The sequence below is a fragment of the Neisseria benedictiae genome (assembly GCF_958267435.1).
Taxonomy (GTDB): Bacteria; Pseudomonadota; Gammaproteobacteria; order Burkholderiales; family Neisseriaceae; genus Neisseria; species Neisseria bergeri.
The window spans coordinates 163,977-186,185 of record NZ_CATQFV010000027.1 but is presented as its reverse complement, the minus strand read 5'-3'; the positions used below and the strand labels follow the sequence as shown (position 1 = coordinate 186,185).

The 22,209-nt window shown below is 52.6% G+C and carries 22 protein-coding genes, 1 tRNA gene and 3 pseudogenes; 20 read left to right on the top strand and 6 right to left on the bottom strand.

The window, feature by feature from the left end; all coding sequences use genetic code 11:
* The first annotated feature begins 185 nt into the window (after positions 1-185).
* The 6 genes from Q3O12_RS03110 (at position 186) to Q3O12_RS03085 (ending at position 4,463) form a co-directional block, all read left to right on the top strand.
* On the top strand, positions 186-1,604 hold the full coding sequence (locus tag Q3O12_RS03110; RefSeq protein ID WP_301669263.1) for a tetratricopeptide repeat protein: 1,419 nt from the start codon (positions 186-188) through the stop codon (positions 1,602-1,604).
* A 19-nt stretch (positions 1,605-1,623) separates the two neighbouring features.
* Positions 1,624-2,721 (top strand): response regulator, encoded by a 1,098-nt coding sequence (locus Q3O12_RS03105; RefSeq protein WP_118802037.1) that lies wholly within the window; start codon positions 1,624-1,626, stop codon positions 2,719-2,721.
* An 11-nt stretch (positions 2,722-2,732) separates the two neighbouring features.
* Complete coding sequence (locus tag Q3O12_RS03100; RefSeq protein WP_003710372.1) at positions 2,733-3,269, top strand: GTP-binding protein; 537 nt, start codon at positions 2,733-2,735, stop codon at positions 3,267-3,269.
* A gap of 1 nt (position 3,270) precedes the next feature.
* Positions 3,271-3,915, top strand: coding sequence for a hypothetical protein (locus tag Q3O12_RS03095; RefSeq protein WP_003710371.1), 645 nt, complete (start codon positions 3,271-3,273; stop codon positions 3,913-3,915).
* Positions 3,916-3,935: 20 nt separating this feature from the next.
* Entirely contained in the window at positions 3,936-4,295 is a 360-nt protein-coding gene (locus Q3O12_RS03090; protein WP_003710368.1) for a roadblock/LC7 domain-containing protein, read from the top strand.
* A 92-nt stretch (positions 4,296-4,387) separates the two neighbouring features.
* Positions 4,388-4,463 (top strand) — tRNA-Asn (locus Q3O12_RS03085).
* A gap of 397 nt (positions 4,464-4,860) precedes the next feature.
* Here the strand turns inward: Q3O12_RS03085 and Q3O12_RS10845 are convergent.
* Positions 4,861-4,971 (bottom strand): annotated as a pseudogene (locus tag Q3O12_RS10845) (IS5/IS1182 family transposase); the annotation flags it as partial.
* Positions 4,972-5,169: 198 nt separating this feature from the next.
* Positions 5,170-6,579, bottom strand: a complete 1,410-nt coding sequence (gene dacB, locus Q3O12_RS03080; protein WP_301669261.1) for a D-alanyl-D-alanine carboxypeptidase/D-alanyl-D-alanine endopeptidase — start codon at positions 6,577-6,579, stop codon at positions 5,170-5,172.
* A 158-nt stretch (positions 6,580-6,737) separates the two neighbouring features.
* On the opposite strand from dacB, the gene Q3O12_RS03075 reads away from it, so the two are divergent.
* The 3 genes and pseudogenes from Q3O12_RS03075 (at position 6,738) to Q3O12_RS03065 (ending at position 9,443) form a co-directional block, all read left to right on the top strand.
* A complete protein-coding gene (locus Q3O12_RS03075) occupies positions 6,738-7,310 on the top strand; it encodes an NADPH-dependent FMN reductase (protein ID WP_118997744.1) in 573 nt (190 codons plus the stop codon).
* A 114-nt stretch (positions 7,311-7,424) separates the two neighbouring features.
* Positions 7,425-8,095 (top strand): annotated as a pseudogene (locus Q3O12_RS03070) (response regulator transcription factor).
* A gap of 100 nt (positions 8,096-8,195) precedes the next feature.
* Positions 8,196-9,443 carry an ATP-binding protein gene (locus tag Q3O12_RS03065; protein ID WP_301669338.1) on the top strand — a complete coding sequence of 416 codons (1,248 nt, stop codon included), beginning with the start codon at positions 8,196-8,198 and terminating at the stop codon, positions 9,441-9,443.
* 38 nt (positions 9,444-9,481) lie between these two features.
* On the opposite strand, the gene rng is transcribed toward Q3O12_RS03065, so the two are convergent.
* Positions 9,482-10,975 (bottom strand): ribonuclease G, encoded by a 1,494-nt coding sequence (gene rng, locus Q3O12_RS03060; protein WP_301669260.1) that lies wholly within the window; start codon positions 10,973-10,975, stop codon positions 9,482-9,484.
* A gap of 213 nt (positions 10,976-11,188) precedes the next feature.
* On the opposite strand from rng, the gene grxC reads away from it, so the two are divergent.
* The 4 genes and pseudogenes from grxC to Q3O12_RS03040 form a co-directional block, all read left to right on the top strand.
* Positions 11,189-11,446 (top strand): glutaredoxin 3, encoded by a 258-nt coding sequence (gene grxC / locus Q3O12_RS03055; RefSeq protein WP_002214462.1) that lies wholly within the window; start codon positions 11,189-11,191, stop codon positions 11,444-11,446.
* Between the two features lie 20 nt (positions 11,447-11,466).
* Positions 11,467-11,910, top strand: a complete 444-nt coding sequence (gene secB / locus Q3O12_RS03050) for a protein-export chaperone SecB (RefSeq protein ID WP_002226664.1) — start codon at positions 11,467-11,469, stop codon at positions 11,908-11,910.
* An 85-nt stretch (positions 11,911-11,995) separates the two neighbouring features.
* On the top strand, positions 11,996-14,038 hold the full coding sequence (gene recG, locus Q3O12_RS03045; RefSeq protein ID WP_301669258.1) for an ATP-dependent DNA helicase RecG: 2,043 nt from the start codon (positions 11,996-11,998) through the stop codon (positions 14,036-14,038).
* 431 nt (positions 14,039-14,469) lie between these two features.
* Positions 14,470-14,586 (top strand): annotated as a pseudogene (locus tag Q3O12_RS03040) (IS5/IS1182 family transposase); the annotation flags it as partial.
* Positions 14,587-14,735: 149 nt separating this feature from the next.
* Here the strand turns inward: Q3O12_RS03040 and argC are convergent.
* The 3 genes from argC to Q3O12_RS03025 form a co-directional block, all read right to left on the bottom strand.
* Positions 14,736-15,779, bottom strand: coding sequence for an N-acetyl-gamma-glutamyl-phosphate reductase (gene argC / locus Q3O12_RS03035; RefSeq protein WP_301669257.1), 1,044 nt, complete (start codon positions 15,777-15,779; stop codon positions 14,736-14,738).
* 73 nt (positions 15,780-15,852) lie between these two features.
* Positions 15,853-16,302, bottom strand: a complete 450-nt coding sequence (locus Q3O12_RS03030; RefSeq protein WP_301669256.1) for a DUF6636 domain-containing protein — start codon at positions 16,300-16,302, stop codon at positions 15,853-15,855.
* Between the two features lie 3 nt (positions 16,303-16,305).
* Entirely contained in the window at positions 16,306-17,556 is a 1,251-nt protein-coding gene (locus Q3O12_RS03025) for a YihY family inner membrane protein (RefSeq protein WP_301669254.1), read from the bottom strand.
* Positions 17,557-17,654: 98 nt separating this feature from the next.
* Between Q3O12_RS03025 and wrbA the strand changes: the two genes are divergently transcribed.
* The 7 genes from wrbA to Q3O12_RS02990 all read left to right on the top strand — a co-directional run bounded on the left by wrbA (position 17,655) and on the right by Q3O12_RS02990 (position 22,101).
* Positions 17,655-18,257, top strand: a complete 603-nt coding sequence (gene wrbA, locus Q3O12_RS03020) for an NAD(P)H:quinone oxidoreductase (protein WP_301669253.1) — start codon at positions 17,655-17,657, stop codon at positions 18,255-18,257.
* A gap of 126 nt (positions 18,258-18,383) precedes the next feature.
* Positions 18,384-19,043 (top strand): 7-cyano-7-deazaguanine synthase QueC, encoded by a 660-nt coding sequence (gene queC, locus Q3O12_RS03015; protein ID WP_301669252.1) that lies wholly within the window; start codon positions 18,384-18,386, stop codon positions 19,041-19,043.
* Positions 19,044-19,075: 32 nt separating this feature from the next.
* Positions 19,076-19,594 (top strand): DUF1543 domain-containing protein, encoded by a 519-nt coding sequence (locus Q3O12_RS03010; RefSeq protein WP_301669251.1) that lies wholly within the window; start codon positions 19,076-19,078, stop codon positions 19,592-19,594.
* Between the two features lie 6 nt (positions 19,595-19,600).
* Positions 19,601-20,023, top strand: a complete 423-nt coding sequence (queD, locus tag Q3O12_RS03005; protein WP_301669250.1) for a 6-carboxytetrahydropterin synthase QueD — start codon at positions 19,601-19,603, stop codon at positions 20,021-20,023.
* 381 nt (positions 20,024-20,404) lie between these two features.
* Positions 20,405-20,824: a hypothetical protein gene (locus Q3O12_RS03000; RefSeq protein WP_042508533.1), complete on the top strand. Its 420-nt coding sequence runs from the start codon at positions 20,405-20,407 to the stop codon at positions 20,822-20,824.
* Positions 20,825-21,094: 270 nt separating this feature from the next.
* A complete protein-coding gene (locus Q3O12_RS02995) occupies positions 21,095-21,466 on the top strand; it encodes a DUF1304 domain-containing protein (protein ID WP_301669249.1) in 372 nt (123 codons plus the stop codon).
* A complete protein-coding gene (locus Q3O12_RS02990; protein ID WP_301669248.1) occupies positions 21,463-22,101 on the top strand; it encodes a 7-carboxy-7-deazaguanine synthase QueE in 639 nt (212 codons plus the stop codon). The genes Q3O12_RS02995 and Q3O12_RS02990 overlap by 4 nt, the downstream gene beginning before the upstream one ends.
* Positions 22,102-22,209: the final 108 nt, after the last annotated feature.

The window sequence follows — 22,209 nt, the reverse complement described above, 5'->3', positions numbered from 1 at the left end:
ATATGAACAACAAATCCAAGAAAGGTCATATGGCAAGGCTTGTGCAGAAGGCATATTGTCAAACGTTAAATTATGGTATGATTTGAAACTTACAAGTCTATTTCAGTAAATCGTTAATAATAAAAGCGGACAATTGCCGTTGCAGGCAGTCAGCTATCCGCTCGTTACGGTATCGGGAGTATCCTTTGGAAAACTCATTAATTATCGGTCTGGCACTGGCGGTATTGCTGGTGCTTTTGGTTATGCGTGCGAAGCAGGGTAAGAAAACACCGAAGCGCAAATCCCAAGGTGTCGGCAATACGCAGGGGCAGCCGCCCGGAAGCAATGATTCGGACTGGGTCGATCAGGTTGACCAATCGGTTTCAGACGGCACGCAGACGGGATTTTCTTGGAATGAGAGTGCCGAAAACGCATCTGCAGCAGTATCTGCGCAAGAAGTCGATCCGCTGACGGAATATCAGGTTTATAAGCAGTTCGGTTATCAGGGCAAGGCTGCCGAGTCTTTGGCTGCCTATCTGGACGGCATTCCGGATGGTGAAGCGAAACCTGAAAACCTTATCCGCGAGCTGCTCGATATCAATCTCGAAGTGGGGGATGTCGATGTTTTGGCAGACAATCTGCAAAAATACGGCAGACTGATTCCTTCCGAACTTTTGGCAAAATATATCGAACAGGCATTACAGCGCGATTCAAACCATTTGCGTATCCGCGTCTTGGCAGAAGAAGGTTTGGGATGGGGCATTCAGGAGATTGAAAAACGCGCGGAAGGCGGTTCTGCGACGGCAGCTTCCGCATCGCCCCCGCCGGATGCCGACGGTAAGGCTTATGGAGCCGAAGAAATCAAGCGCATCCCGATTGTGCGGGGCAAAAAAGACGTGTCCGGAATCAGCCAAGAGGAAATCGGTGCGATTGCCGGTCTGGTTCGTGCCGATCAAGGTGCGAAAATCCTTAAAGACAAAGTCAGCTACGAAACGGCATCGAAACAATACGACCGTGCCATCCAAACTTCCGAAAAACCTGCAAACCTGATTATTGATGCGTTGAAACTCGATTACCAACACGCGGACATAGACCGTTTTGCCGGACATTTGTGGAAGCTTTACCAAACGTTGGGCAACTACGGCAGGCAGGTTAAAGAGCGGATGCTGGGTTGGGGGTACAGCCTGGGTTACCATGAAGTTTTCGATGATTTGGAAAAAGGGCCGAACGACCTGCAAATCAAAGACATCGGTATGGGGCATGGGTATCTGCCGAAAAATATACAGAAATTCAAAGCGCAACATCGGGATTTGGTGCTTCAAGATTCTTCATTGATCAACACCGGTTCGTCTCCGGCAGACGATGCGGTTAAAGAAGTAGAGTCGTTACTGATGTATGGTCAGATTGAAGCGGCAATGGATGTATTGGAGCAGGCGGTATTGAAATATCCCGACGAGTCCCAGCTTTATATTACGTTGATCGATATTTATGAACGTACTGAAGATTGGGATAGGTTGGGGCAGTTTTTAAGGGTATTGAGGGAACGTGCGGACAGGCTTCCTGAAGAGGTCGTTATGCTGATGAGCCGGCTGCTGCAGCGTATGAATCAAAATATAAAAAAATAAAACGGTACGGAAAATAAAAATGGAAGTTCAACTGCCGAAAATTAAAACAGTACACGTAATGTTGGCGGGGATGACGGCGCAGCAGGAATCCGTTTTCAAAATGGCATTCAAAATGCACAATACCACCCGTTATGAAACGGTATCCCCTTCAGACGGCAGTGTCGTGCCCGATTTGGTTTTGGCGGATACCGATGCCGAGGGCGGTTTTGAACTTTGGAAAGAGCTTGCCGAGCGTTATAAGGATATACCTGTCGCCGTCTGTTCGGAGAAAGTTCCCGATTCTGAAGTTCCCTACCTGCCCAAACCGATTCGGTTTGAAACATTGTTTCCTATGCTCCGCAAGTTGTTGCAGGGCGAGAATGTTTATGGGAAATCGTTTATTGCACCCGCAGACCGGTCGGCGAAAAACAACGGGAATGTGCAGCGTACGGTTACGATACGCCGGTTTAACCCGAATAAAGGATTATTGGGGGCGTTGCGGTTTGCGGAAAAGAACAGGCGGGACATCGCTATCTTGCATGGAAATAAGCCGGTCCTTATTGTTTTCCCCTCGATACAACGGGTTTTGCTGACAGAAAGTGTGCAAAAACTCGAAGAATTGTGCAAAGACGAAAATTTGCAGGTCAGTTGCAAGACTGTTCCCGATAACCCGCAATGGCGCGAAAAGGCTAAAGTAGGCATTATGTCCTGTATGTGGCAATTTTCCATTTGGACGGCGCAGGGCAGGTTGATTTATCCGATTTCTCCCGATACTCCGTTTACGTTGAAATCTTGGCCGAACCTGACCCGGTTGGCAAATGTGCCGGGATCGATACGCTTGTCGGCATTTCTGACCAAGGCATCCGTCAACCTTAATGTGTTGTATAAAGTGATGCCTTTAAACCTCAATGATATTCTGAATTATCTTGCAGCAACCTATATAACCGGGTTTTTGTCGGTAGATTTAAAAACGGTTTCACAACAGGCATACTCCGATATGGCGGATAAAATAAATATCGGGGCCGATTCTGCCTCTGATAGTGAAATGGTGAAAAAAGCGGAAAAAATCACGACACCATCCCAATCCCAGCCGCGCGGCCTTCTTCAAAGGCTGATGAAAAAACTGTTGGGCAGCTAAGAGGCAGAGAGATGAGAGAAAATAAAATTATTTTCACAGGACCTGTCGGCGTAGGGAAAACCACCGCCATTGCGGCTATTTCGGATGAAGCACCCGTCCAGACCGATGCTTCCGCATCCGATATGACTTTGGATAGGAAAAGGAATACGACAGTGGCGATGGACTACGGGGTCATCAGCTTGGATGAGGATACCAAAGTCCATTTATATGGTACGCCCGGTCAGGAACGGTTCAACTTTATGTGGGAAATCTTAAGCCAAGGCAGTATGGGTTTGGTCTTGCTTTTAGATAATGCCCGAACCAACCCGTTGAAAGATTTGGAATTCTTTTTACATTCGTTTCGAGGGCTGCTGGAGAAGGCACCCGTCGTTGTCGGTATTACCAAGATGGATATACGCTCTCAGCCCGGTATCGACGTGTATCACAAATATCTTGCAAAACATAATCTTAATGTTCCGGTTTTTGAAATTGATGCCCGTAAGGAAGATGACGTAAAGCAATTGGTTAGCGCAATGTTATTTTCTATTGATCCGGGACTGGAGGTTTAATATGGAATCAACACTTTCACTACAAGCAAATTTATATCCCCGCCTGACTCCTGCCGGTGCATTTTATGCCGTATCCAGCGATACCCCCAGTGCCGGTAAAACCTTGTTGCACAGCCTGTTGAAAGCGGATGCGGACGAAGTGGTCAGCAGTGAGAAGCTGCTCGCCTGGGCGGACACCGCCGACATCGATACCGCTTTGAACCTGTTGTACCGTTTGCAAAAACTCGAATTCCTTTATGGCGATGAAAACGGTCATTCAGACGGCATCAATCTGTCGGACGAGCAATTGCCGTTGCTGATGGAACAATTGTCCGGCAGTGGTAAGGCATTATTGGTCGATCGGAACGGCCTGTATCTTGCCAATGCCAATTTCCATCATGAGGCGGCGGAAGAGTTGGGGTTGCTGGCGGCAGAAGTCGCACAGATGGAAAAGAAACACCGGCTGCTGATTAAGAACAACCTGTATATCAACAATAACGCTTGGGGCGTTTGCGACCCTTCCGGTCAGAGCGAATTGACATTTTTCCCATTGTATATCGGTTCAACCAAATTTATTTTGGTCATCGGTGGTATTCCGGACTTGAGCAAAGAGGCATTTGTTACTTTGGTCAGGATTTTATACCGCCGTTACAGCAACCGCGTGTAAAACTTGGGATAGGAGGGTTTATGCAGCAATTATTAATTTCGGTTTTGGAAGATTTGAACAACACATCTCCGGATATTGTCGCATCTGCCGTTATCTCAACCGACGGATTGCCGATGGCGACAATGCTTCCTTCACATTTGAATTCGGACAGGGTAGGGGCGATTTCTGCCACTTTGCTTGCTTTAGGCAGCCGTTCGGTGCAAGAACTCGCCTGCGGGGAATTGGAACAAGTGATGATTAAAGGAAAATCAGGCTATATCCTTTTAAGTCAGGCGGGTAAAGATGCCGTGTTGGTGCTGATGGCAAAAGAAACCGGCAAACTTGGTTTAATCCTATTGGATGCGAAACGTGCGGCAAGGCATATTGCGGAAGCCATATGACATATAAAGATTGCGGGCTTGCAGATAAAGTGCAATCGATTGTAAATTTATATTGACACGTTCGGTATTTCTGTTTTATTATTCTCGCTTATTCCCCGATAGCTCAGTCGGTAGAGCGACGGACTGTTAATCCGCAGGTCCCTGGTTCGAGCCCAGGTCGGGGAGCCAAATTCCAAAACCCTCTAAGTATTTTCTTAGAGGGTTTTGTTTTTGTCAGAGAATCCGGTACGGCATCCTTTTATGGAGGGAAAGTTGTTACCCAATCAAGGCGGATTTTAGAATACGTAGAGAAGCAATGCGGCACGGTTCTTAAGTATTTGTGGATAAAATATCCCGATTCTGCCGTGTTGAGGCATGGTGGGAATAGGGGGAAATGGTATGCCCTAATCGGGAGGATTGCCAAAAGCCGTTTGGGTTTGCAGGGGATGGAGGGGTAACATCCATTAATGTGAAGAGTAATCCTGATATGGTTTCCGTTTTGAGGCAGGGGGAAAATTTTTTACCTGCATACCATATGAACAAGCAGCATTGGGTCGGTATCGTGTTGGATTATGGTGCGGAAACGGATGAAATATAGTGGATTAAATTTAAACCAGTACAGCGTTGCCTCGCCTTGCCGTACTATTTGTACTGTCTGCGGCTTCGTCGCCTTGTCCTGATTTAAATTTAATCCACTAGATTGATGCTGTTGGATTGGAGCTATGATTTGATGGAGAAATAAAAATGCCGTCTAGACTTGACTGCACCCTATCAGTTGGGGCAGTGCAAGTTCAGACGGCATTTTATCGTGGGTCGGCAGAAATCGGAACAAGGCGGTGAAACTGCGAACTGTACGGCAATGCGGTAACCTGTTAATTCACTATATTTTGTCCGTTCAGGCTTGGCGTTCTTTGCACATCAGTTTCGCATCCAGCCAGCCATCGCCGCCGGAGATGATGTTGTTGGCAACGAAGTTGTCCAAGTCGGGCAGCAGGGAAACGGCGCGGCCGCTGTTGATGATGACGACCACCACCATCGGTTTGTCGCCCAGCCAATAACCTGCAAGGGCGCGGACATTGTTGAGCGTGCCGGTTTTTAAACGCAACAGACCGCCGCTTTGTTTGAAGCGGTTGCGTAAAGTCCCGTCTGTGCCGGCGATGGGCAGCGTGTCGATGAAATCTTGTGCAAACGGGCTGAAATAAGCCGTTTCCAACATTTGCGCCATCATTCTCGCCGTTACCCTTTCTTTTCTGGACAGACCCGAACCGTTTTCCAAAACCAAATCCGCAACATCGATGCCCGACACGGCAAGTTCGCGCCGGACGGCAGACGCTGCCTGTTCGGAAACGGCGGGTAGTTTGCCGTTGCCGCCGAGTTTGAGGAAGACGGAACGCGCAATCAGATTGTCCGAACGCTTGTTCATGTCCGTCAAAATTTCCTTCATCGGCTTTGAGTGTGCAACGGCAAGCGTCTGCGCGCCTTCCGGCGTGTCGGCTATGCCGATGCCGTCTGAAATCCGTCCGCCGCCCAGCAGCCAGTGGTTGGTAAAACTTTGCCGGATCAGTTCGTCAAGCGCGAACATCCGGACACCGACAGGCTTGCCCAAACAGCTTTCGGGAATATTGCCGCGCAATTTCAGCGTATTGTCCGAAAAAGATGCACGCATCAGTTTTTTGACCGAAGGGCAGGCAGCTTGGGAGGCGGTAATTTTCAAGTTGTTTTGGGCGAAAATATGCGGCAAAGGCGGATCGGTAAGGATGTCGGTACTGCCGGCGGCATTGCGTTCGGTGCGCACCATAACCATACCGGCAGACAGCATAGTCGGATTTGGGGGCGTCATAAACGGTGAGCCTCCGTCGGCTTCAAAATGGTCGGGACTGCCGACTTCGCCCCACAGCTTGTGGTCGAGTATCAGGTGTCCCGTGATATTGCGTATGCCTTTGTTGCGCAACTGTTTTTGAACATCAAGCAGGTTTTCCTGATTGAAAACGGGGTCGCCGCTGCCTGCCCAATACAAATCGCCATCCAGCGTGCCGTTACTCACTTTGCCGTTGCTTTTAAACTCAGTCGCCCAGCGGTAATTGCTGCCGAAGGTTTTGAAGGCGGCAAACGCGGTAACGAGTTTCATCGTGGAAGCGGGATTGACGGGGACATCCGCACGGTGGTCGATGACGACCCTGCCGCTGCCGAGTTCTTGGACATATACGGCGATTTCGTTTTGCGGAATGCGGCCGGTATCGAGCGCGTGTGCGGCGAGGGAGGCGAGAAGCAGCAGCAGGGAGGCCGCTGTTTTGGGGAAATTCATAGGTGAATCTGTTACATAAAAAAAGCAATTATAAGGCAAAGCCGGATAAGTGGGAACGCTGGGGCGGCGGTCCGGCTTGTTTGCAGGGGAAATCACATATATAATAATCGTTATCATTATGAAATGATTGAGACGTACAAACTTAATATTCAGGAGGAATGATTGTGGCTAAGAAAATCAGTATTTTGGTGGGCAGCCTGCGCCGTGCTTCGTTTGCGCGCAAAGTGGCATTGAATGCGGCGGAGATGTTCCCCGAAGGCTGGCAGGCGGAAATCGTCGAAATCGGACATCTGCCGCTTTACAATTTCGATTATGACGACCCTGCGGTGGAAGATGTGCCGCTGCCCGAAAGCTACACGGCTTTCCGCGAAACGATTAAGGCTTCAGACGGCATTTTGTTCGTTACGTCCGAAAACAACCGCACCGTTCCCGCCTGTTTGAAAAATGCGGTGGACATCGGCTCGAAACCGAATGCCGACGTGGCGTGGAAAAACAAACCGGCCGGCATCATCAGCCATTCCGTCGGCAAGATGGGGGGCTACAGTTCCCAAAAAAACCTGCGTCTTGCCCTGTCTTATTTCGATATGCCGCTGACAGGACAGCCTGAGGTGTTTTTGGGCAATTCGCCGACGCTGTTTGATGAAAAAGGCAAATTGATCGACTCGGCAAGGGATTTTGTTCAGTCATATATTAATCAGTTTGTCTCTCTGGTGGAGAAACACGCAAAATAGGTTGAAAACGGTCAAAAACCGCAGAATTTCTGTTCTGCGGTTTTTTGTTGCCGCTAAATTGCAGCTAATGTTCAAGTGTTAGAATAGCCGCGGTTTGTCTGAAAGGGAAAGTTGATGCGTGTTTTGCTGGTTGAAGATGATGCGATGATTGCGGAAGCGGTGTCGGCAAATTTGAAAGACGGCGGTTATGCGGTGGATTGGGTCAAAAACGGCGCGCAGGTTGCAGCGGCGGCCGCTGCCCAGCCTTATGACCTGATGCTGCTGGATTTGGGTTTGCCGGGGCGCGATGGTTTGGATGTTTTGTCGGAAATACGCGCGGCAGGCTGTACCGTCCCCGTGCTGATCGTTACGGCGCGGGATGATTTGTACAGCCGGCTGAATGGTTTGGACGGCGGTGCGGACGACTATATCGTCAAGCCGTTCGATATGGCGGAGCTTCAGGCACGGATGAGGGCGGTGTTGCGGCGCGGGAGCGGTCTCAGGGACAGGTTTGCCTGTCCAACGGCGTGATTTCGCTGAATCCGGCAACGTATCAGGCGGAAATTGTTGCCGAAGGGCGGCAGGTCGCGTTGAGCAATAAGGAGTTTTCGGTATTGCAGGCTTTGCTGGCGAGGCCGGGCGTGATTTTGTCGCGTTCGGATTTGGAAGATAAGATTTACGGTTGGGGCGAGGAAGTCGAAAGCAATGCGGTGGATTTTCTGATTCACGCGCTGCGTAAGAAACTGGGTAAGGAAAGCATACAAAATGTGCGCGGTGTCGGCTGGCTTGTGCCGTCGGCTGTTTAAGGGATGCTGTCGGGGAAGGGGGGCGTTGCCGATGTTGGAACGTTTGATTGTGATGTTGAAGCAGTCGCTTCAGGTCAGAATCAGTGTCGCGCTGGTTTTGATGTTTTTTCCGCTGGCAATGGCTGCCGGCATTTTTTCTTATTACTATACTTTTCACGAGGCGGAGGAGCTTCAGGACGGCCTGCTGCGTCAGACGGCATTGTATGTCGGTCCCGATTACCGTTCCGATGCTTCGCCGGAGGGGGACGGCGATACGCGTATTTTGGTGCAGATGCCGAATCAGAAGCCGATTGTCAGTCTGCCGCCGCATTTGAAAGACGGGCTGCATACTTTGCGTGCGGACGATGATGACGATTATTACCGCGTCTATATCCGCACGACGGAGCGGGGGCGGATTGCCGTGATGCAGGAAAGCGAATACCGGGAAGATTTGGCGGCGGCAGCGGCGTGGCAAAGCGTGCTGCCCCTGTCGGCGGCATTGCCGCTGATGATTTTGCTGACCGTGTGGATTACGCACAAAGCCATGCGCCCCGTCCGCAAATTGTCGCAAAGTCTCGAAAAACGCCGAATCAATGACCTGTCTGCTTTGAGTGTGGACAATATTCCCAGTGAAATCAGAGGTTTCGTAACCGCCATCAACCTGCTTTTGAAACGTGCGGATGAAGACATCCGCCACCGTCAGCGGTTTGTCGCCGATGCGGCGCACGAGTTGCGCACGCCGATGACCGCCCTTTCCCTTCAGGCGGAACGGCTCAACAATATGCCGCTCCCGCCAGAAGCGGCGCGGCAGTCCGCCGTTTTGCAGCAAAGCATACGGCGCAACAAACACCTGCTCGAACAGCTTTTGGCATTGGCGCGTTCGCAGTCGGACGAAACCCCTCTGACGAAAACGACATTCGGTTTGCAAAGCCGTTTCCGCCAAGTGTTGCAGGAACTGATGCCGCTGGCTTTGGAAAAACGTCAGGACATCGGCGTGGCGGTCGGAGGCGATGTCGAAGTGTCTGCCGACGAAACGGAAATCTATACGCTGATTAAAACCTTTGCCGACAACGCGGTACGTTACACGCCGCCCGAAGGCAGGATAGATTTGGGTTTCACGGATGAAGGGAAATATCTCGCCGTGTGGGTGGAAGATAACGGGAAAGGCATTCCCGAATCCGAACGCGCCCGCGTCCTTGATCCGTTTTACCGTATTTTGGGAACGGAGCAGCAGGGGACGGGGCTGGGGCTGTCGATTGCCGACACGCTAGCCAAAAAATACGGCGGATATTTGGAACTGACCGACAGCCGCAGGTTCGGACACGGTCTGCTGATACGCGCCTTGTTGGACAAGGAAACCCTGAAATAGACAGATGCCGTCTGAAAACAGGTTTCAGACGGCATTTCCTACATCAATACGATGTCGTATTGTTCCTGTGTGTAAGCGGTTTCGACTGCCAGAGAAATCGGTTTGCCGATGAAATCTATCAGCATTGCCAAGGATTGCGATTCTTCGTCCAAAAACAAATCGATGACGTTGGGGGCGGCGAGGATGCGGAAACTTTCGGCATCGTAACGGCGCGCTTCGCGGACGATTTCGCGCTGGATTTCGTAGCACACGGTTTGCGGCGTTTTCAGACGGCCTCTGCCTTGGCAGGAAGGGCAGGGTTCACAGAGGACTTGGTTTAAGTTTTCGCGCGAGCGTTTGCGCGTCAGCTCGACCAGCCCCAAATGGGTAAAGCCGTGCAGGGTGATGCGCGTGCGGTCGAAGGCGAGGGCTTTGGCAAGCTCTTGCAATACGGCTTCGCGGTGGCTTTCCTGCGCCATATCGATGAAGTCGATGATGATGATGCCGCCGAGGTTGCGCAGCCTTAATTCGCGGGCGATGGTGTGGCAGGCTTCGAGGTTGGTGCGGAAAATCGTTTCATCGAAATTGCGCGCGCCGACAAAGCCGCCGGTATTTACATCTATCGTGGTCATCGCTTCGGTGGACTCGATAATCAGGTAGCTGCCGAAGTTGAGGTTGACGCGCGGTTGCAGGGCGCGGCTGATTTCCTGTTCGACGTTGTGGGTTTCAAACAGCGGGCGTTCGCCCTTGAACAATTCTATCCTGCCCAATGCGCCGTGGACGTATTGTTCGGCAAAACGCGTCATCCGTCCGTGGTTTACGGTGGAATCGACGAGGATTTTCTGCGTGTCGCAGCCGACCATATCGCGCAACACGCGCAGGCTTAAAGGCAAATCCTGATAAAGCAGGGTTTCGGGCGGTTGGATTTTTGCCTGTTCTTGGATGTGTTCCCACACTTTGGTCAGGTAGTCGATGTCGGACTGGAGCTGTTCGTCGGTGGCGTTTTCGGCGTTGGTGCGGATGATGTAGCCCCGGCAGGCGTTTTCCGGCAGGAGCTTGTTGAGGCGTTCGCGCAGGCTGCTGCGTTCGGCATCGTCCTCGATGCGCTGGGATACGCCGATGTGGTCTTCCTGCGGAAGGTGGACGAGGAAACGCCCCGCCAGCGAGATTTGGGTGGAAAGCCGCGCGCCTTTGGTGTTGATGGGGTCTTTGATGACCTGCACCAAAACCGACTGTCCTTCAAACAACATATGCTCGATGCGCTGGGTTTCGTCGGGGTTGCGGCGTTGCTCGAGGACATCGACGATGTGTAAAAACGCCGCGCGTTCCAAACCAATGTCGATGAACGCGCTCTGCATTCCGGGCAATACGCGGCGCACCACGCCCAAATAGATATTGCCGACCAGGCTGTGCCCGCTGTTGCGCTCGATGTGCAGCTCGCAGATATTGTTTTCCTCCAACACCGCCACACGCGTTTCCTGCGGCGTGATGTTGACCAATATCGTTTCGGGTGGGCGCGCGATGTCTTTGGGGATGGGGAGTCCTGACAACATGGTTTTTCCTGAAAATGTAATAAAAATATTTTTGCACCCGTTCCGCCGCGCAGAGCGGGTGCAAAAATATTTTTCACAATGCCTATCATACTTTAAAAAAGAAACTTTGACACACTCCGCACATGCCGTCTGAATGTGCATCTGTTCCGCACTTGCCAAACGGAGCGATTGCCCCTATATTGATTATCATTGCAAAACTTTCGGAAACCCAATATGCAGACCGTTACCATGTACACAGGTCCGTTTTGCCCCTACTGCACGATGGCGAAAAGGCTGCTGCACGCGGCAGGTGTCGGACATATCGACGAAATCCGTGTCGATGCAAGCCCCGAAGCCTTTGCCGAAATGCAGCAGCTTTCGGGACAGCGCAGCGTGCCGCAGATTTTCATCGGCGAAACGCACGTCGGCGGATTTACCGACCTCTACCGCCTCCAGCAGGAAGGCGGTTTGGACGGACTGCTGAACCCTTAACCCCCAACTAGGAAAACACAATGAGCGAAGAACTGCAACCCGTATTCAGCATCGAGCGACTGTATGTCAAAGACTTGTCTTTGGAAGTGCCGCACGCGCCGCAAATCTTTTTGGAACAGGGCGAGCCCGAAGTGGATATGCGCGTTTCCACCGGCAGCCAAAAGCTGGAAGACGGTTACTACAACGTGGACGTTACCGTTACCGTTACCGCCAAATTGGATAACGAGCGCACGATGTTTTTGAACGAAGTAACCCAAAGCGGTATTTTCCGTCTGGAAAACATCCCCGAAGAAGATGCCGACCTGCTGCTCGGCGTGGCGTGTCCGAACATCCTCTTCCCTTACGCGCGCGAAGCGGTTTCCGGTACGGTAACGCGCGCCGGCTTCCCGCCCGTCCTGCTTGCGCCGATTAATTTTGAGGCGATTTACCAACAACAGCAGGAAGCCGAAGCCGCCGGGGCTTGATTCCTGCCTGCCGATGCCGTCTGAATCCGTTTCAGACGGCATTTTTGTTTTCGGATAAAATAGGCGCGTCCAAAGGAATCCGCCTATGATGTCGCCCGAAACCCAGAAACAGCTCAAAATCACCGATGTTTCCGCCAAGAAGCTCGACAAACTCAACCTCCATACCGCGTGGGATTTGGTTTTGCACCTGCCGCTGCGTTACGAGGACGAGACGCACATTATGCCGATTAAGGACGCGCCGATCGGCGTGCCGTGCCAGGTCGAGGGCGAGGTTATCCATCAGGAAGTAACGTTCAAACCGCGCAAGCAGCTGATTGTCCAAATCGCCGACGGCTCCGGCAGCGTCCTTTTCCTGCGCTTCATCCACTTTTACGCCGGCCATCAGAAGCAGACGGCGGTCGGCAAACGCATCCGCGCCGTGGGCGAAATCAAACACGGCTTTTACGGCGACGAGATGATTCATCCCAAAATCCGCGATGCCGAGAGCAGTGGTTTGGCGGAAAGCCTCACGCCGGTTTACCCGACCGTAAACGGTTTGAACCAGCCCACTTTGCGCCGCATCATTCAGACGGCGTTGGACGTTACGCCGCTGCACGACACGCTGCCTGATGCTTTATTAGGCCGTCTGAAGCTGCCGCACCTTGCCGAAAGCCTGCGCCTTTTGCATTCGCCGCCGCCGAGTTTCACGATTCATCAGCTTTCAGACGGCACGCTGCCTGCATGGCAAAGGCTCAAATTCGACGAACTTTTGGCGCAACAGTTGTCCATGCGGCTGGCGCGGCAGAAGCGTATCAGCGGCACGGCGGCGGCATTGGGCGGCGACGGTACGCTGACTCAAGCCCTGCGCCACGCCTTGCCGTTTGCCCTGACCGATGCACAAGAAAAAGCCGTGTCCGAAATCTGCCGCGATATGGCGCAAACCCACCCCATGCACCGTCTGCTGCAAGGCGATGTCGGCAGCGGCAAAACCATCGTCGCCGCCTTGTCCGCGCTGACCGCCATCGAATCCGGTGCGCAGGTGGCTGTAATGGCGCCCACTGAAATCCTTGCCGAACAACATTTTATTAAATTTAAACAATGGCTCGAACCTTTGGGCATTGAAGTTGTCCGCCTTTTTGGCAGTTTGCGTAAAAAAGCCAAAGACGAAGCCAAAGCCAAACTCGCCGACGGCAGCGTCAAAATCGCCGTCGGCACGCATGCCCTGTTTTCAGACGGCGTGGCGTTTCACAATTTGGGTTTGACCATTGTGGACGAACAGCACCGCTTCGGCGTCGCCCAACGTCTTGCCCTTAAAAACAAAGGGCGCGAAGTCCATCAGCTGATGATGTCCGCCACGCCCATCCCGCGCACGCTTGCGATGAGTTTTTTCGCCGACTTGGACGTGTCCGTCATCGACGAATTGCCGCCCGGGCGCACCCCGATTAAAACGCGCCTCGTCAACAACGTCCGCCGCGCCGAAGTCGAAGGCTTCGTCCTCAACATCTGCCGCAAAGGGCAGCAGGCATATTGGGTCTGCCCATTGATTGAAGAAAGCGAAACCCTGCAATTGCAAACCGCCGCCGAAACCCTCGCCCGGCTTCAGACGGCATTGCCCGAACTCAATATCGGACTGGTACACGGGCGCATGAAGGCCGCCGAAAAGGTCGAAGTGATGGCGCGGTTTTCTTCGGGGGAGCTGAATGTCTTGGTCGCCACCACCGTTATCGAAGTCGGCGTAGATGTGCCCAACGCCGCCCTGATGGTCATCGAACACGCCGAGCGCATGGGCTTGGCGCAGCTGCACCAATTACGCGGACGGGTCGGGCGCGGCGCGGCAGAAAGCGTGTGCGTCCTCCTGTTTGCCGAACCCTTGGGCGAACTCGCCAAAGCGCGGCTGAAAGTCATCTACGAACACACCGACGGATTCGAAATCGCCCGCCAAGACCTCAATATCCGCGGCCCCGGCGAATTTCTCGGCGCGCGCCAAAGCGGCGTGCCTATGCTGCGTTTCGCCAAGCTTGAAGAAGACTTACACCTTTTGGAACAGGCGCGCGAAACCGCCCCTTTGCTGATTGAGCAAAACCCCGAAATCGTCGAAGCGCATCTGGCGCGGTGGCTTTCCGGCAGGGAAGGATATTTGGGCGTGTGAGCAAAATGCCGTCTGAAATATTAGAAAAAAGTGTAACGGAAATCTGATTTTTTATAGTGGATTAACAAAAATCAGGACAAGGCGACGAAGCCGAAGACAGTACAAATAGTACGGAACCGATTCACTTGGTGCTTCAGCACCTTAGAGAATCGTTCTCTTTGAGCTAAGGCGAGGTAACGCCGTACCGGTTTTTGTTAATCCACTATATTATTTTTGATACATTTTCATGATTTTAAATCCCGTTATTCCCAAGTGGGCGGAAATCCGGCAATGGGAAGCCGCAGAGACTTATCGGGAAAACGGCAAGCCCTCCGCTATCATTCCCGCGCAGGCGGGAATCTAGAAATGAAAAACCACGGTGTTATCGGAAATGATTGAAACCGGAGAAATGACGGAATCGAAGCGTGTGGAAATGTGTCGGAAATCGCTGAAACCGGATAAACTATAGTGGATTAAATTTAAATCAGGACAAGGCGACGAAGCCGCAGACAGTACAGATAGTACGGCAAGGCGAGGCAACGCTGTACTGGTTTAAATTTAATCCACTATAGATTCCCGCTTTTGCGGGAATGACGGGATTTCAGATTGTTGTTTTCGCGGAATGATGAGCCGAAAGCCGTCCGAACCCAAAAAAACCGTCGCTTTCAGACGGCATCAAAAACCGCAGGCACGATGCCTGCGGTTTGCCGTTTGCGCTTCAGGGGAGCAGGGGGATGCCGCCCAAGCCGTGTGTTTCCTCCAGTCCGAACATAATGTTCATATTTTGCACCGCCTGACCCGCCGCGCCTTTGACGAGGTTGTCGATGACGGAAAGGACGACCCACACATCGGATTGCGCCGCCTGTTGGATGCTGATGCGGCAGAGGTTTGCGCCGCGCACGCTGCGGGTTTCGGGTGTCGAACCGGCAGGCAGGATGTCCACGAACAGGCTGTCGCGATAATAGTCGCGCAGGACGGTTTCGGGGTCGCTGCCGTCTGAAAGGTGGAGGTAAACGGTGGCGTGCATACCGCGTATCATCGGCGCGAGGTGCGGCGTGAACACGAATCCTTCGGCGATGCCGTCCTGAAGCCCGGCGATGGTCTGCCTGATTTCGGGCAGGTGGCGGTGTCCGGCTATGCCGTAGGCTTTGAAGTTGTCGCCGGCTTCGCACAACAGCGAACCGACATTGCCTTTCCTGCCCGCGCCGGACACGCCGGATTTGCAGTCGGCAATCAGCGGCATACCGGGCTTCAGACGGCATTGCCGCAACAGCGGCACGAGCGGCAGGGAAACGCAGGTCGGGTAGCAGCCGGGGTTGGCGACGAGGCGTGCCTGTGCGACGGCTTCGCGGTTGAGTTCGCTCAATCCGTACACGGCTTGGGGAATGAGGCCGGGGGCGGCGTGGGTCATGCCGTACCAGTGTTCCCAGGTCGGAATGTCGCGTATGCGGAAGTCGGCGGAGAGGTCGATGACGCGCACGCCCTGTTCAATCAGGCGCGGCGCGTCTTTCATGGCGATGCCGTTGGGCGTGGCGAAGAAGACGATGTCGCATTGTTCCAAACCTGCCTCGTCGGGCGTTTGGAAGGCGAGGCCGTACACGCCGCGCAGACTTGGAAAGTAATCGGCAACTGCGGTTCCCGCTTCGCTGCGGCTGGTTACGGCGGCAACTTCGACATCGGGATGGGCGGCAAGCAGGCGCAGCAGTTCCACGCCCGTGTAGCCCGTCGCGCCGACAATGCCGGCTTTGATTTTTTTGCTCATGGTTTTTCCTTTGTGTGGTTGGCGGGTATGCCGTCCGAACGCTGCAAAACTGCGGTTCAGACGGCATTCTGTTTTAAAACATACGCTGCCATTTGCGGTTGAGCAGGAAGCCGTGTCCGCCCGAATTGGTGCAGAGTACGCCGTTTTCAAGGCTGCCGCACTGCCAGCCTTTTCCTTTGGCGGTGTGTCCGTAGGCGAGGACGGGCGGTTCGGGGCTGTACGGGTAGTCGCTGTAACAGCTCATGTAGGCTTTCCCTTTGTTGTCGATGTTGAACACATTGCCCCAGTCGAATCCGCATCCTTTGGGTTTCGGCATGGCGGGTTTGGTATTGTCGGTTTCGCGGATGAAGCAGGATACGCCGTGCCACGGTTCTTCGCCTTCCGGCGGTTCGGTGTCGCCTCCGCAGACGATGTTGCCGCTCGGGGATTGGAAATTGACGACGAAAATGCCGTCGGGCGCATCGGCGTATGCGTGCGCGAAGGCGAGGGTTGCGGAAAGGATGAGGAAGGTTTTGCACAACATGGCTTATCCTCCGGATGTTGTGGGGGAATCGGGGGAAACGGTTTGTTTGGTCTGCGCGTCAAACTCCGCCAGCGTCATGTTGAGCGTCTGCAGACAGGGCTGCATGACGGTATCGACGGTTTGGTTGGCTTTGTCTTTGTTTTGGGCGGCGGGGCGGTACACGAAGAGTTTGAAGAGTTCGCTCAACTCAATCGAATCCGCCCCCGTTTTCAAAACCCAGCCCTGTCTGCCGGAATAGATATAGCCGTACCGCGCCAGCTTTTCCAGAAGCTCGCCCAACTCGTCGTAGCCCATATTGATATGCCGTCTGAACTCCTGAACAGGCAAGGCTTTGCCTTCTTTTTGCGCCGCATCCAGAAGCAGCAGAATTTTCAATACGTCGTCAAACCGTCCGCGCGAGTCGAACCCCCTGCGGAAGGCCTCGCCCTGCCAATAAGACAGCGACGAAGTCAGCACTGCGCCACCTAAGACCAGCGTCCACAGCAGGTTTAACCAAAGCAGGAAAAACGGCACGGCGGCAAACGCGCCGTAAATCGAGCGGTAGCCGTCGAAATTGCCCATATACCAAGTGAAGAGGGAACGCGCGGTTTCCAGACAGAACGCTGTTGCCAAAGCCCCGACAAACGCCTGCCGCGCGGGAACGAAGCGGTTTGGCACGAAGCGGTACAGCCCCCACAGCAAAAGCGTCATGAAGGTCAGCGTCGCCGCCGTCCGCAACGCGCCCGACCACTGCGGCGCACCTGAGGCAAGCGCGGCATCCTGTACCGACCCGACCATAAAGGAAATGCCCACGCCCAAAGACAGCGGCCCGAACGTCAGTAAAGCCCAATAGACGAGAAACTGCATCATCCACGGACGCTGGGAATTGACCCGCCAGATGCGGTTGAACGTATTGTCTATCGTCCGAATCAGCATCAGCGAGGTAACGACCAGCATTACGCTGCCGATTGCCGTCAGCCGGTTCGCCTGCTCGCGGAACGCATTGATATAGTCGAACACCATGTCCGCGCCCTGCGGCACAATGGTTTGGTTGACGAAGGAGACGAACGAATCCGACCAGCGGTCAAATACGGGGAAAATCGAAGCGACCGCGACCATTACGGTCAGTACGGGGACGAGTGCCAGCAGCGTCGTAAACGTCATGCTTGCCGCTGCCTGCGGTACGCGCTCTTCACTGAAACGGCGGACGACGAACCATGCAAATGCACAGATTTTATTGTCCGCCAAACCTTGCCAACGTTGTAAAAAGGTCATAATCTCTTACCAGATTTCATGTTTTCAAACTGTTTCAGACGGCATCTGGACAACCGTTATGCCGTCTGAACGCCAAACTATTTTAACGGAATCCGCCCATGAACCCAAATTCCCTCAAAATCCTCGTCCTCTACTACTCTCAAAACGGCAGCACCCTCAACCTTGCCCGCCAAATCGCACGCGGCATCGAAAGCGTCGCAGGCTGCGAAGCCGTATTGCGCACCGTCCCCAAAGTCTCTACCGTCTGCGAAGCCGTCGAAGAAGACATCCCCGACAGCGGTGCGCCCTATGCCACCGCCGAAGACCTCAAAACCTGCGCCGCCCTCGCCCTAGGCAGCCCCACCCGCTTCGGCAACATGGCGGCCGCCATGAAATACTTCATCGACGGCACCATCCCCCTGTGGCTCGGCGCGGAACTCGCCGGCAAACCCGCCACCGTCTTCACCAGCACCGCCTCCCTGCACGGCGGACAAGAAACCACGCTGCTTACCATGATGCTCCCCCTTCTGCACCATGGCATGATTATCAGCGGCATCCCCTACACCGAATCCGCCCTCGGCAATACCCGAAGCGGCGGTACCCCTTACGGCGCGTCCCACGTTGCCGGACATGACGGCAAACCCGTCCTGACCGCAGAAGAAAACGACATCGCCTTCGCACAAGGCAGACGGCTTGCGGAGCTTGCCGTCAAGTTGGCCTAAACAGCCTCCTTTCAGACGGCATGAGAAATGATGCCGTCTGAAAGCGTTTGCCTGTATAATCCGCATCTTTGCCTTTCCGCATTCGCGGTTCGAAAACCTCCCGCGTTACCAAAACTAGGATTCAGTATGTCAAACCAACAAGCCTTGGTCATCTTTTCGGGCGGCCAAGATTCCACTACCTGCCTGATTCAGGCGGTTCAAACCTACGGGCGCGAAAACGTCCAAGCCATCACCTTCCAATACGGGCAACGCCACGCCGTCGAGCTGGAACGCGCCCGCTGGATTGCGCAGGATTTGGGCGTCAAACAAACCGTACTCGACTTGAGCCTGATGCGGCAGATTACGCACAATGCCCTGATGGACGAAGCCGCCGCCATCGAAACTGCCGAAAACGGCGTTCCAAATACTTTTGTAGACGGCCGCAATGCGCTTTTCCTGCTCTACGCCGCGATTTACGCCAAAGGGCAGGGGATACGGCACATTATCGCGGGCGTGTGCGAAACCGACTTTTCCGGCTATCCCGACTGCCGCGATGTGTTTGTCAAATCGATGAATGTTACCCTTAATCTGGCGATGGACTATGATTTCCAAATCCACACGCCGCTGATGTACCTGACCAAAGCGCAAACTTGGGCGTTGGCGGACGAAATGGGCGCGCTGGACTATATCCGCGAGCAAACCCACACCTGCTATAACGGCATCGTCGGCGGCTGCCACGAATGCCCGAGCTGCGTATTGCGCGAGCGTGGATTGGCGGAATATTTGGAAAGTAAAAAGGCCGTCTGAAAATACAACCATTATCCGATACAAGCCTTATCATGCCCAAACTTTATATGTTCTATCTCGGCGGTAACGCAGGCCGCTCCAATATCGAAGTGCACGACATCCAATTTGCCGTGTGCGACGATTATCGCGAAGCCATCCCCGCGCTTAAAGCCGCATGGTTCGGCGATGCGGACAAAATCCACATCGACGGCTGGCAGATTGTCGAATGGGCGGATGGTTACGATGTCTGCGTACGGGAGGCGGGAGAACATACCGCAATGCCGTCTGAACACGCCCAGCACCTGTATTTTGTCAATGTCGGCGGTTATCGCGCGGGTCAGCTTGCAGAAGCGCACGCTTTCGGACTGTTCGCCGCCGCCACGCCTGCCGAAGCCAAACAAAAAGCCCTGCAAACCCTGTTGACCGACCATGTTCAGCAACATAAAGACAACTTAAAAGACGTGGACAACCTGCTCCGACTTGACCGCATCGGCAATTTCCATATCCGCCTGACCCCGAATCCGCACGGCAAGCCTGCCGAAATCGGCTTTCAAGGTTATTTGCCCATTTGAGAACCCATGAAAATCACCAAAATCTTCACCTTCGACTCTTCGCATATGCTCGACGGGCATGACGGCAAATGCCAAAACCTGCACGGGCATACCTACAAACTCGAAATCACCGTTTCAGACGGCATTATCAAAGGCGGCGCGAAAGACGGTATGGTGATGGACTTTACCGACTTGAAAGCCATTGTCAAACAACACATTACCGACCCCTTCGACCACGCCTTCATCTACGACGGCGGCAACGGGCGCGAATCTCAAATCGCCGCACTCTTGGAAGGCTGGAACATGAAAACCCTGCGCCTGCCCTGCCGCACCACTGCCGAAAATATGGCGGTCGAAATGTACGACCGTTTGAAAAACGCAGGGCTGAACGTGTACAGCGTGAAATTGTGGGAAACGTCGACATCGTGTGCGGAGTATGAAGGGGAGTAGGGGATAGTTTGAACGTATCGATATAGTGAATTTGAATGAAACTTGCACTAAGCCGTCATTCCCGCGCAGGCGGGAATCCAGACCTTGATTTATCAGGAATATTTAAAAATTGCAGCAATTCCAAATCTCTGGATTCCCGCCTGCGCGGGAATGACGATGTGGGGCGTCCTTATTTGAATCTGCTTTATAGTGGATTAAATTTAAACCAGTACAGCGTTGCCTCGCCTTAGCTCAAAGAGAACGATTCTCTAAGGTGCTGAAGCATCAAGTGAATCGGTTCCGTACTATTTGTACTGTCTGCGGCTTCGTCGCCTTGTCCTGATTTTTGTTAATCCACTAGTGGTACAAAATTCAAGATAGATTTCAAAGGGAGAGTTAATATTGTTAATTAAAAAAATAATTTTATGGGTAGTTATGACTTTATTTTGGATTTTCATTTTTTATCCAAATGAGAAGGAATTATCAACAAAACGATTTATTTTTGAGAAGTCATACAGTTATAATTCTGGCATACCATTTAACTATTTCTTAATAGATAAAAATCAGAATTCCATTATTTATTTCTTTATTAATAACTATATAGAAGAGGGTAACTTTATTTATTTTTCATATATTGATGGAGGTATTGTGCATGATTTCTGCTATACAAATAAAAAGTTAAAGCTATTACGTATTAACAAACTAACTGATAGTATAGAAAATGCTCAAATAAATAAGCACCAAATAGTTTTTGATAAAATTAATAAAATAAAATACAGTGATTTAACATGGTTGCAAAGTGAATATAATAGATGCAAGTAAATTTCTGTATTGATTATTTATTGGAAAAATTGCATTGTTTACACTTTTTTCATGCTGATCAGTGCACAGGTAGGGGGTGTGCTGGGGCAGAATGCGGTGGAGAATAATGCCCTAGACCGTTTGGACGGATTCACACCCGGCGAACGAAGCCTGAGAGCCAGAGCAGATAAGATCTACCAATATACCGTAAAACGGTTTTTTCTCCTGCACGGATTCCCCGTCTTTTCAAACGGCATTCCATCTCAAACGTACCCATTAAAAGGAACACCCATGAAACTCCTCTCCACCATTCTCGTTCTCCTCGTCGCCGCCGAACATTTCTACATCGCCTGGCTTGAAATGACACAGATTCCCAGCGAAAAAGCGGCGGAAACGTTCAAGCTGCCTTACGAATTTATGGAACAAAAGCGTGTGCAGACCCTGTTTGGCAACCAAGGGCTGTATAACGGCTTTCTCGGCATTGGGCTGGTGTGGGCGCGGTTTGCCGTGCTGGACAACGCCGTTTACGGCGCGACGATTCTGTTTCTCGGTTTCGTATTGATTGCCGCCGCATGGGGCGCGTTTACCACAGGCAACAAAGGCATACTCGTCAAACAAGGTTTGCCCGCATTTTTGGCAGCGGCGGCGGTATTGGCGGTATGAAAAAAATCAATGTTGCCCCCGAAAATCCGCAATACCGCATCGTTGAAATCTTTGAAAGCCTGCAAGGCGAGGGCTGGAACACGGGCATGCCTGCCGTTTTCGTCCGCTTGGGCAAATGCAACCTTGCCTGCGGCTGGTGTGATACCGATTATTTGACATTCGGCATGATGAGCCTGTCCGACATTTTAGACCGTCTGAAAACCTACGCCGCCCGCAACATCATCATCACCGGCGGCGAGCCGACCATCCAGCCGCATCTCGACACCCTCTTGAACGCGCTCAAGGCGGAAGGCTATTTCCTCTGTATCGAAACCAACGGACTCAATCCCGCGCCGCCGCAAATCGACTATGTCGCCACCAGCCCCAAAGCCTGCTATGCCGCCAAATACGAAAAAAGCTGTATCGAAACAGCCGACGAAGTGCGGATTGTTGCCGACGGCGATGTCGTCGGGTTCTGCGAAAATATGGAACGCAAAATCCGCGCACATCATTACTACCTTTCGCCCTGCGAACAAAACGGCGCAATGAACATTTACGACACTATCCGCCAAATCGGTATTCTGAACAGCCGTCCCGACGCGCCGGTGCATTGGCAGTTGAGCGTGCAGACGCACAAATGGGCGGGAATAGAGTAGTTTAAGTAGTGTAACTCAAAGGGTCGGCTTACCGTTTTGCCGATGTTTGACATACGGGAAGTGTACCGCTTCCGCGTGAAATTGCCGACATTTCCGCTGCCTAATTGG

Coding starts and splice junctions, on each gene's coding strand:
- queC (WP_301669252.1), top strand. CDS start 18,384: ATGTCAAACCAACAAGCCTTGGTCATCTTTTCGGGCGGCCAAGATTCC.
- Q3O12_RS03075 (WP_118997744.1), top strand. CDS start 6,738: ATGATTGTGGCTAAGAAAATCAGTATTTTGGTGGGCAGCCTGCGCCGT.
- Q3O12_RS03030 (WP_301669256.1), bottom strand. CDS start 16,302: ATGTTGTGCAAAACCTTCCTCATCCTTTCCGCAACCCTCGCCTTCGCG.
- Q3O12_RS03100 (WP_003710372.1), top strand. CDS start 2,733: ATGAGAGAAAATAAAATTATTTTCACAGGACCTGTCGGCGTAGGGAAA.
- Q3O12_RS02995 (WP_301669249.1), top strand. CDS start 21,095: ATGAAACTCCTCTCCACCATTCTCGTTCTCCTCGTCGCCGCCGAACAT.
- rng (WP_301669260.1), bottom strand. CDS start 10,975: ATGTTGTCAGGACTCCCCATCCCCAAAGACATCGCGCGCCCACCCGAA.
- wrbA (WP_301669253.1), top strand. CDS start 17,655: ATGAACCCAAATTCCCTCAAAATCCTCGTCCTCTACTACTCTCAAAAC.
- argC (WP_301669257.1), bottom strand. CDS start 15,779: ATGAGCAAAAAAATCAAAGCCGGCATTGTCGGCGCGACGGGCTACACG.
- Q3O12_RS03025 (WP_301669254.1), bottom strand. CDS start 17,556: ATGACCTTTTTACAACGTTGGCAAGGTTTGGCGGACAATAAAATCTGT.
- grxC (WP_002214462.1), top strand. CDS start 11,189: ATGCAGACCGTTACCATGTACACAGGTCCGTTTTGCCCCTACTGCACG.
- Q3O12_RS03105 (WP_118802037.1), top strand. CDS start 1,624: ATGGAAGTTCAACTGCCGAAAATTAAAACAGTACACGTAATGTTGGCG.
- queD (WP_301669250.1), top strand. CDS start 19,601: ATGAAAATCACCAAAATCTTCACCTTCGACTCTTCGCATATGCTCGAC.
- Q3O12_RS03090 (WP_003710368.1), top strand. CDS start 3,936: ATGCAGCAATTATTAATTTCGGTTTTGGAAGATTTGAACAACACATCT.
- Q3O12_RS02990 (WP_301669248.1), top strand. CDS start 21,463: ATGAAAAAAATCAATGTTGCCCCCGAAAATCCGCAATACCGCATCGTT.
- secB (WP_002226664.1), top strand. CDS start 11,467: ATGAGCGAAGAACTGCAACCCGTATTCAGCATCGAGCGACTGTATGTC.
- Q3O12_RS03010 (WP_301669251.1), top strand. CDS start 19,076: ATGCCCAAACTTTATATGTTCTATCTCGGCGGTAACGCAGGCCGCTCC.
- Q3O12_RS03095 (WP_003710371.1), top strand. CDS start 3,271: ATGGAATCAACACTTTCACTACAAGCAAATTTATATCCCCGCCTGACT.
- recG (WP_301669258.1), top strand. CDS start 11,996: ATGATGTCGCCCGAAACCCAGAAACAGCTCAAAATCACCGATGTTTCC.
- dacB (WP_301669261.1), bottom strand. CDS start 6,579: ATGAATTTCCCCAAAACAGCGGCCTCCCTGCTGCTGCTTCTCGCCTCC.
- Q3O12_RS03065 (WP_301669338.1), top strand. CDS start 8,196: ATGTTTTTTCCGCTGGCAATGGCTGCCGGCATTTTTTCTTATTACTAT.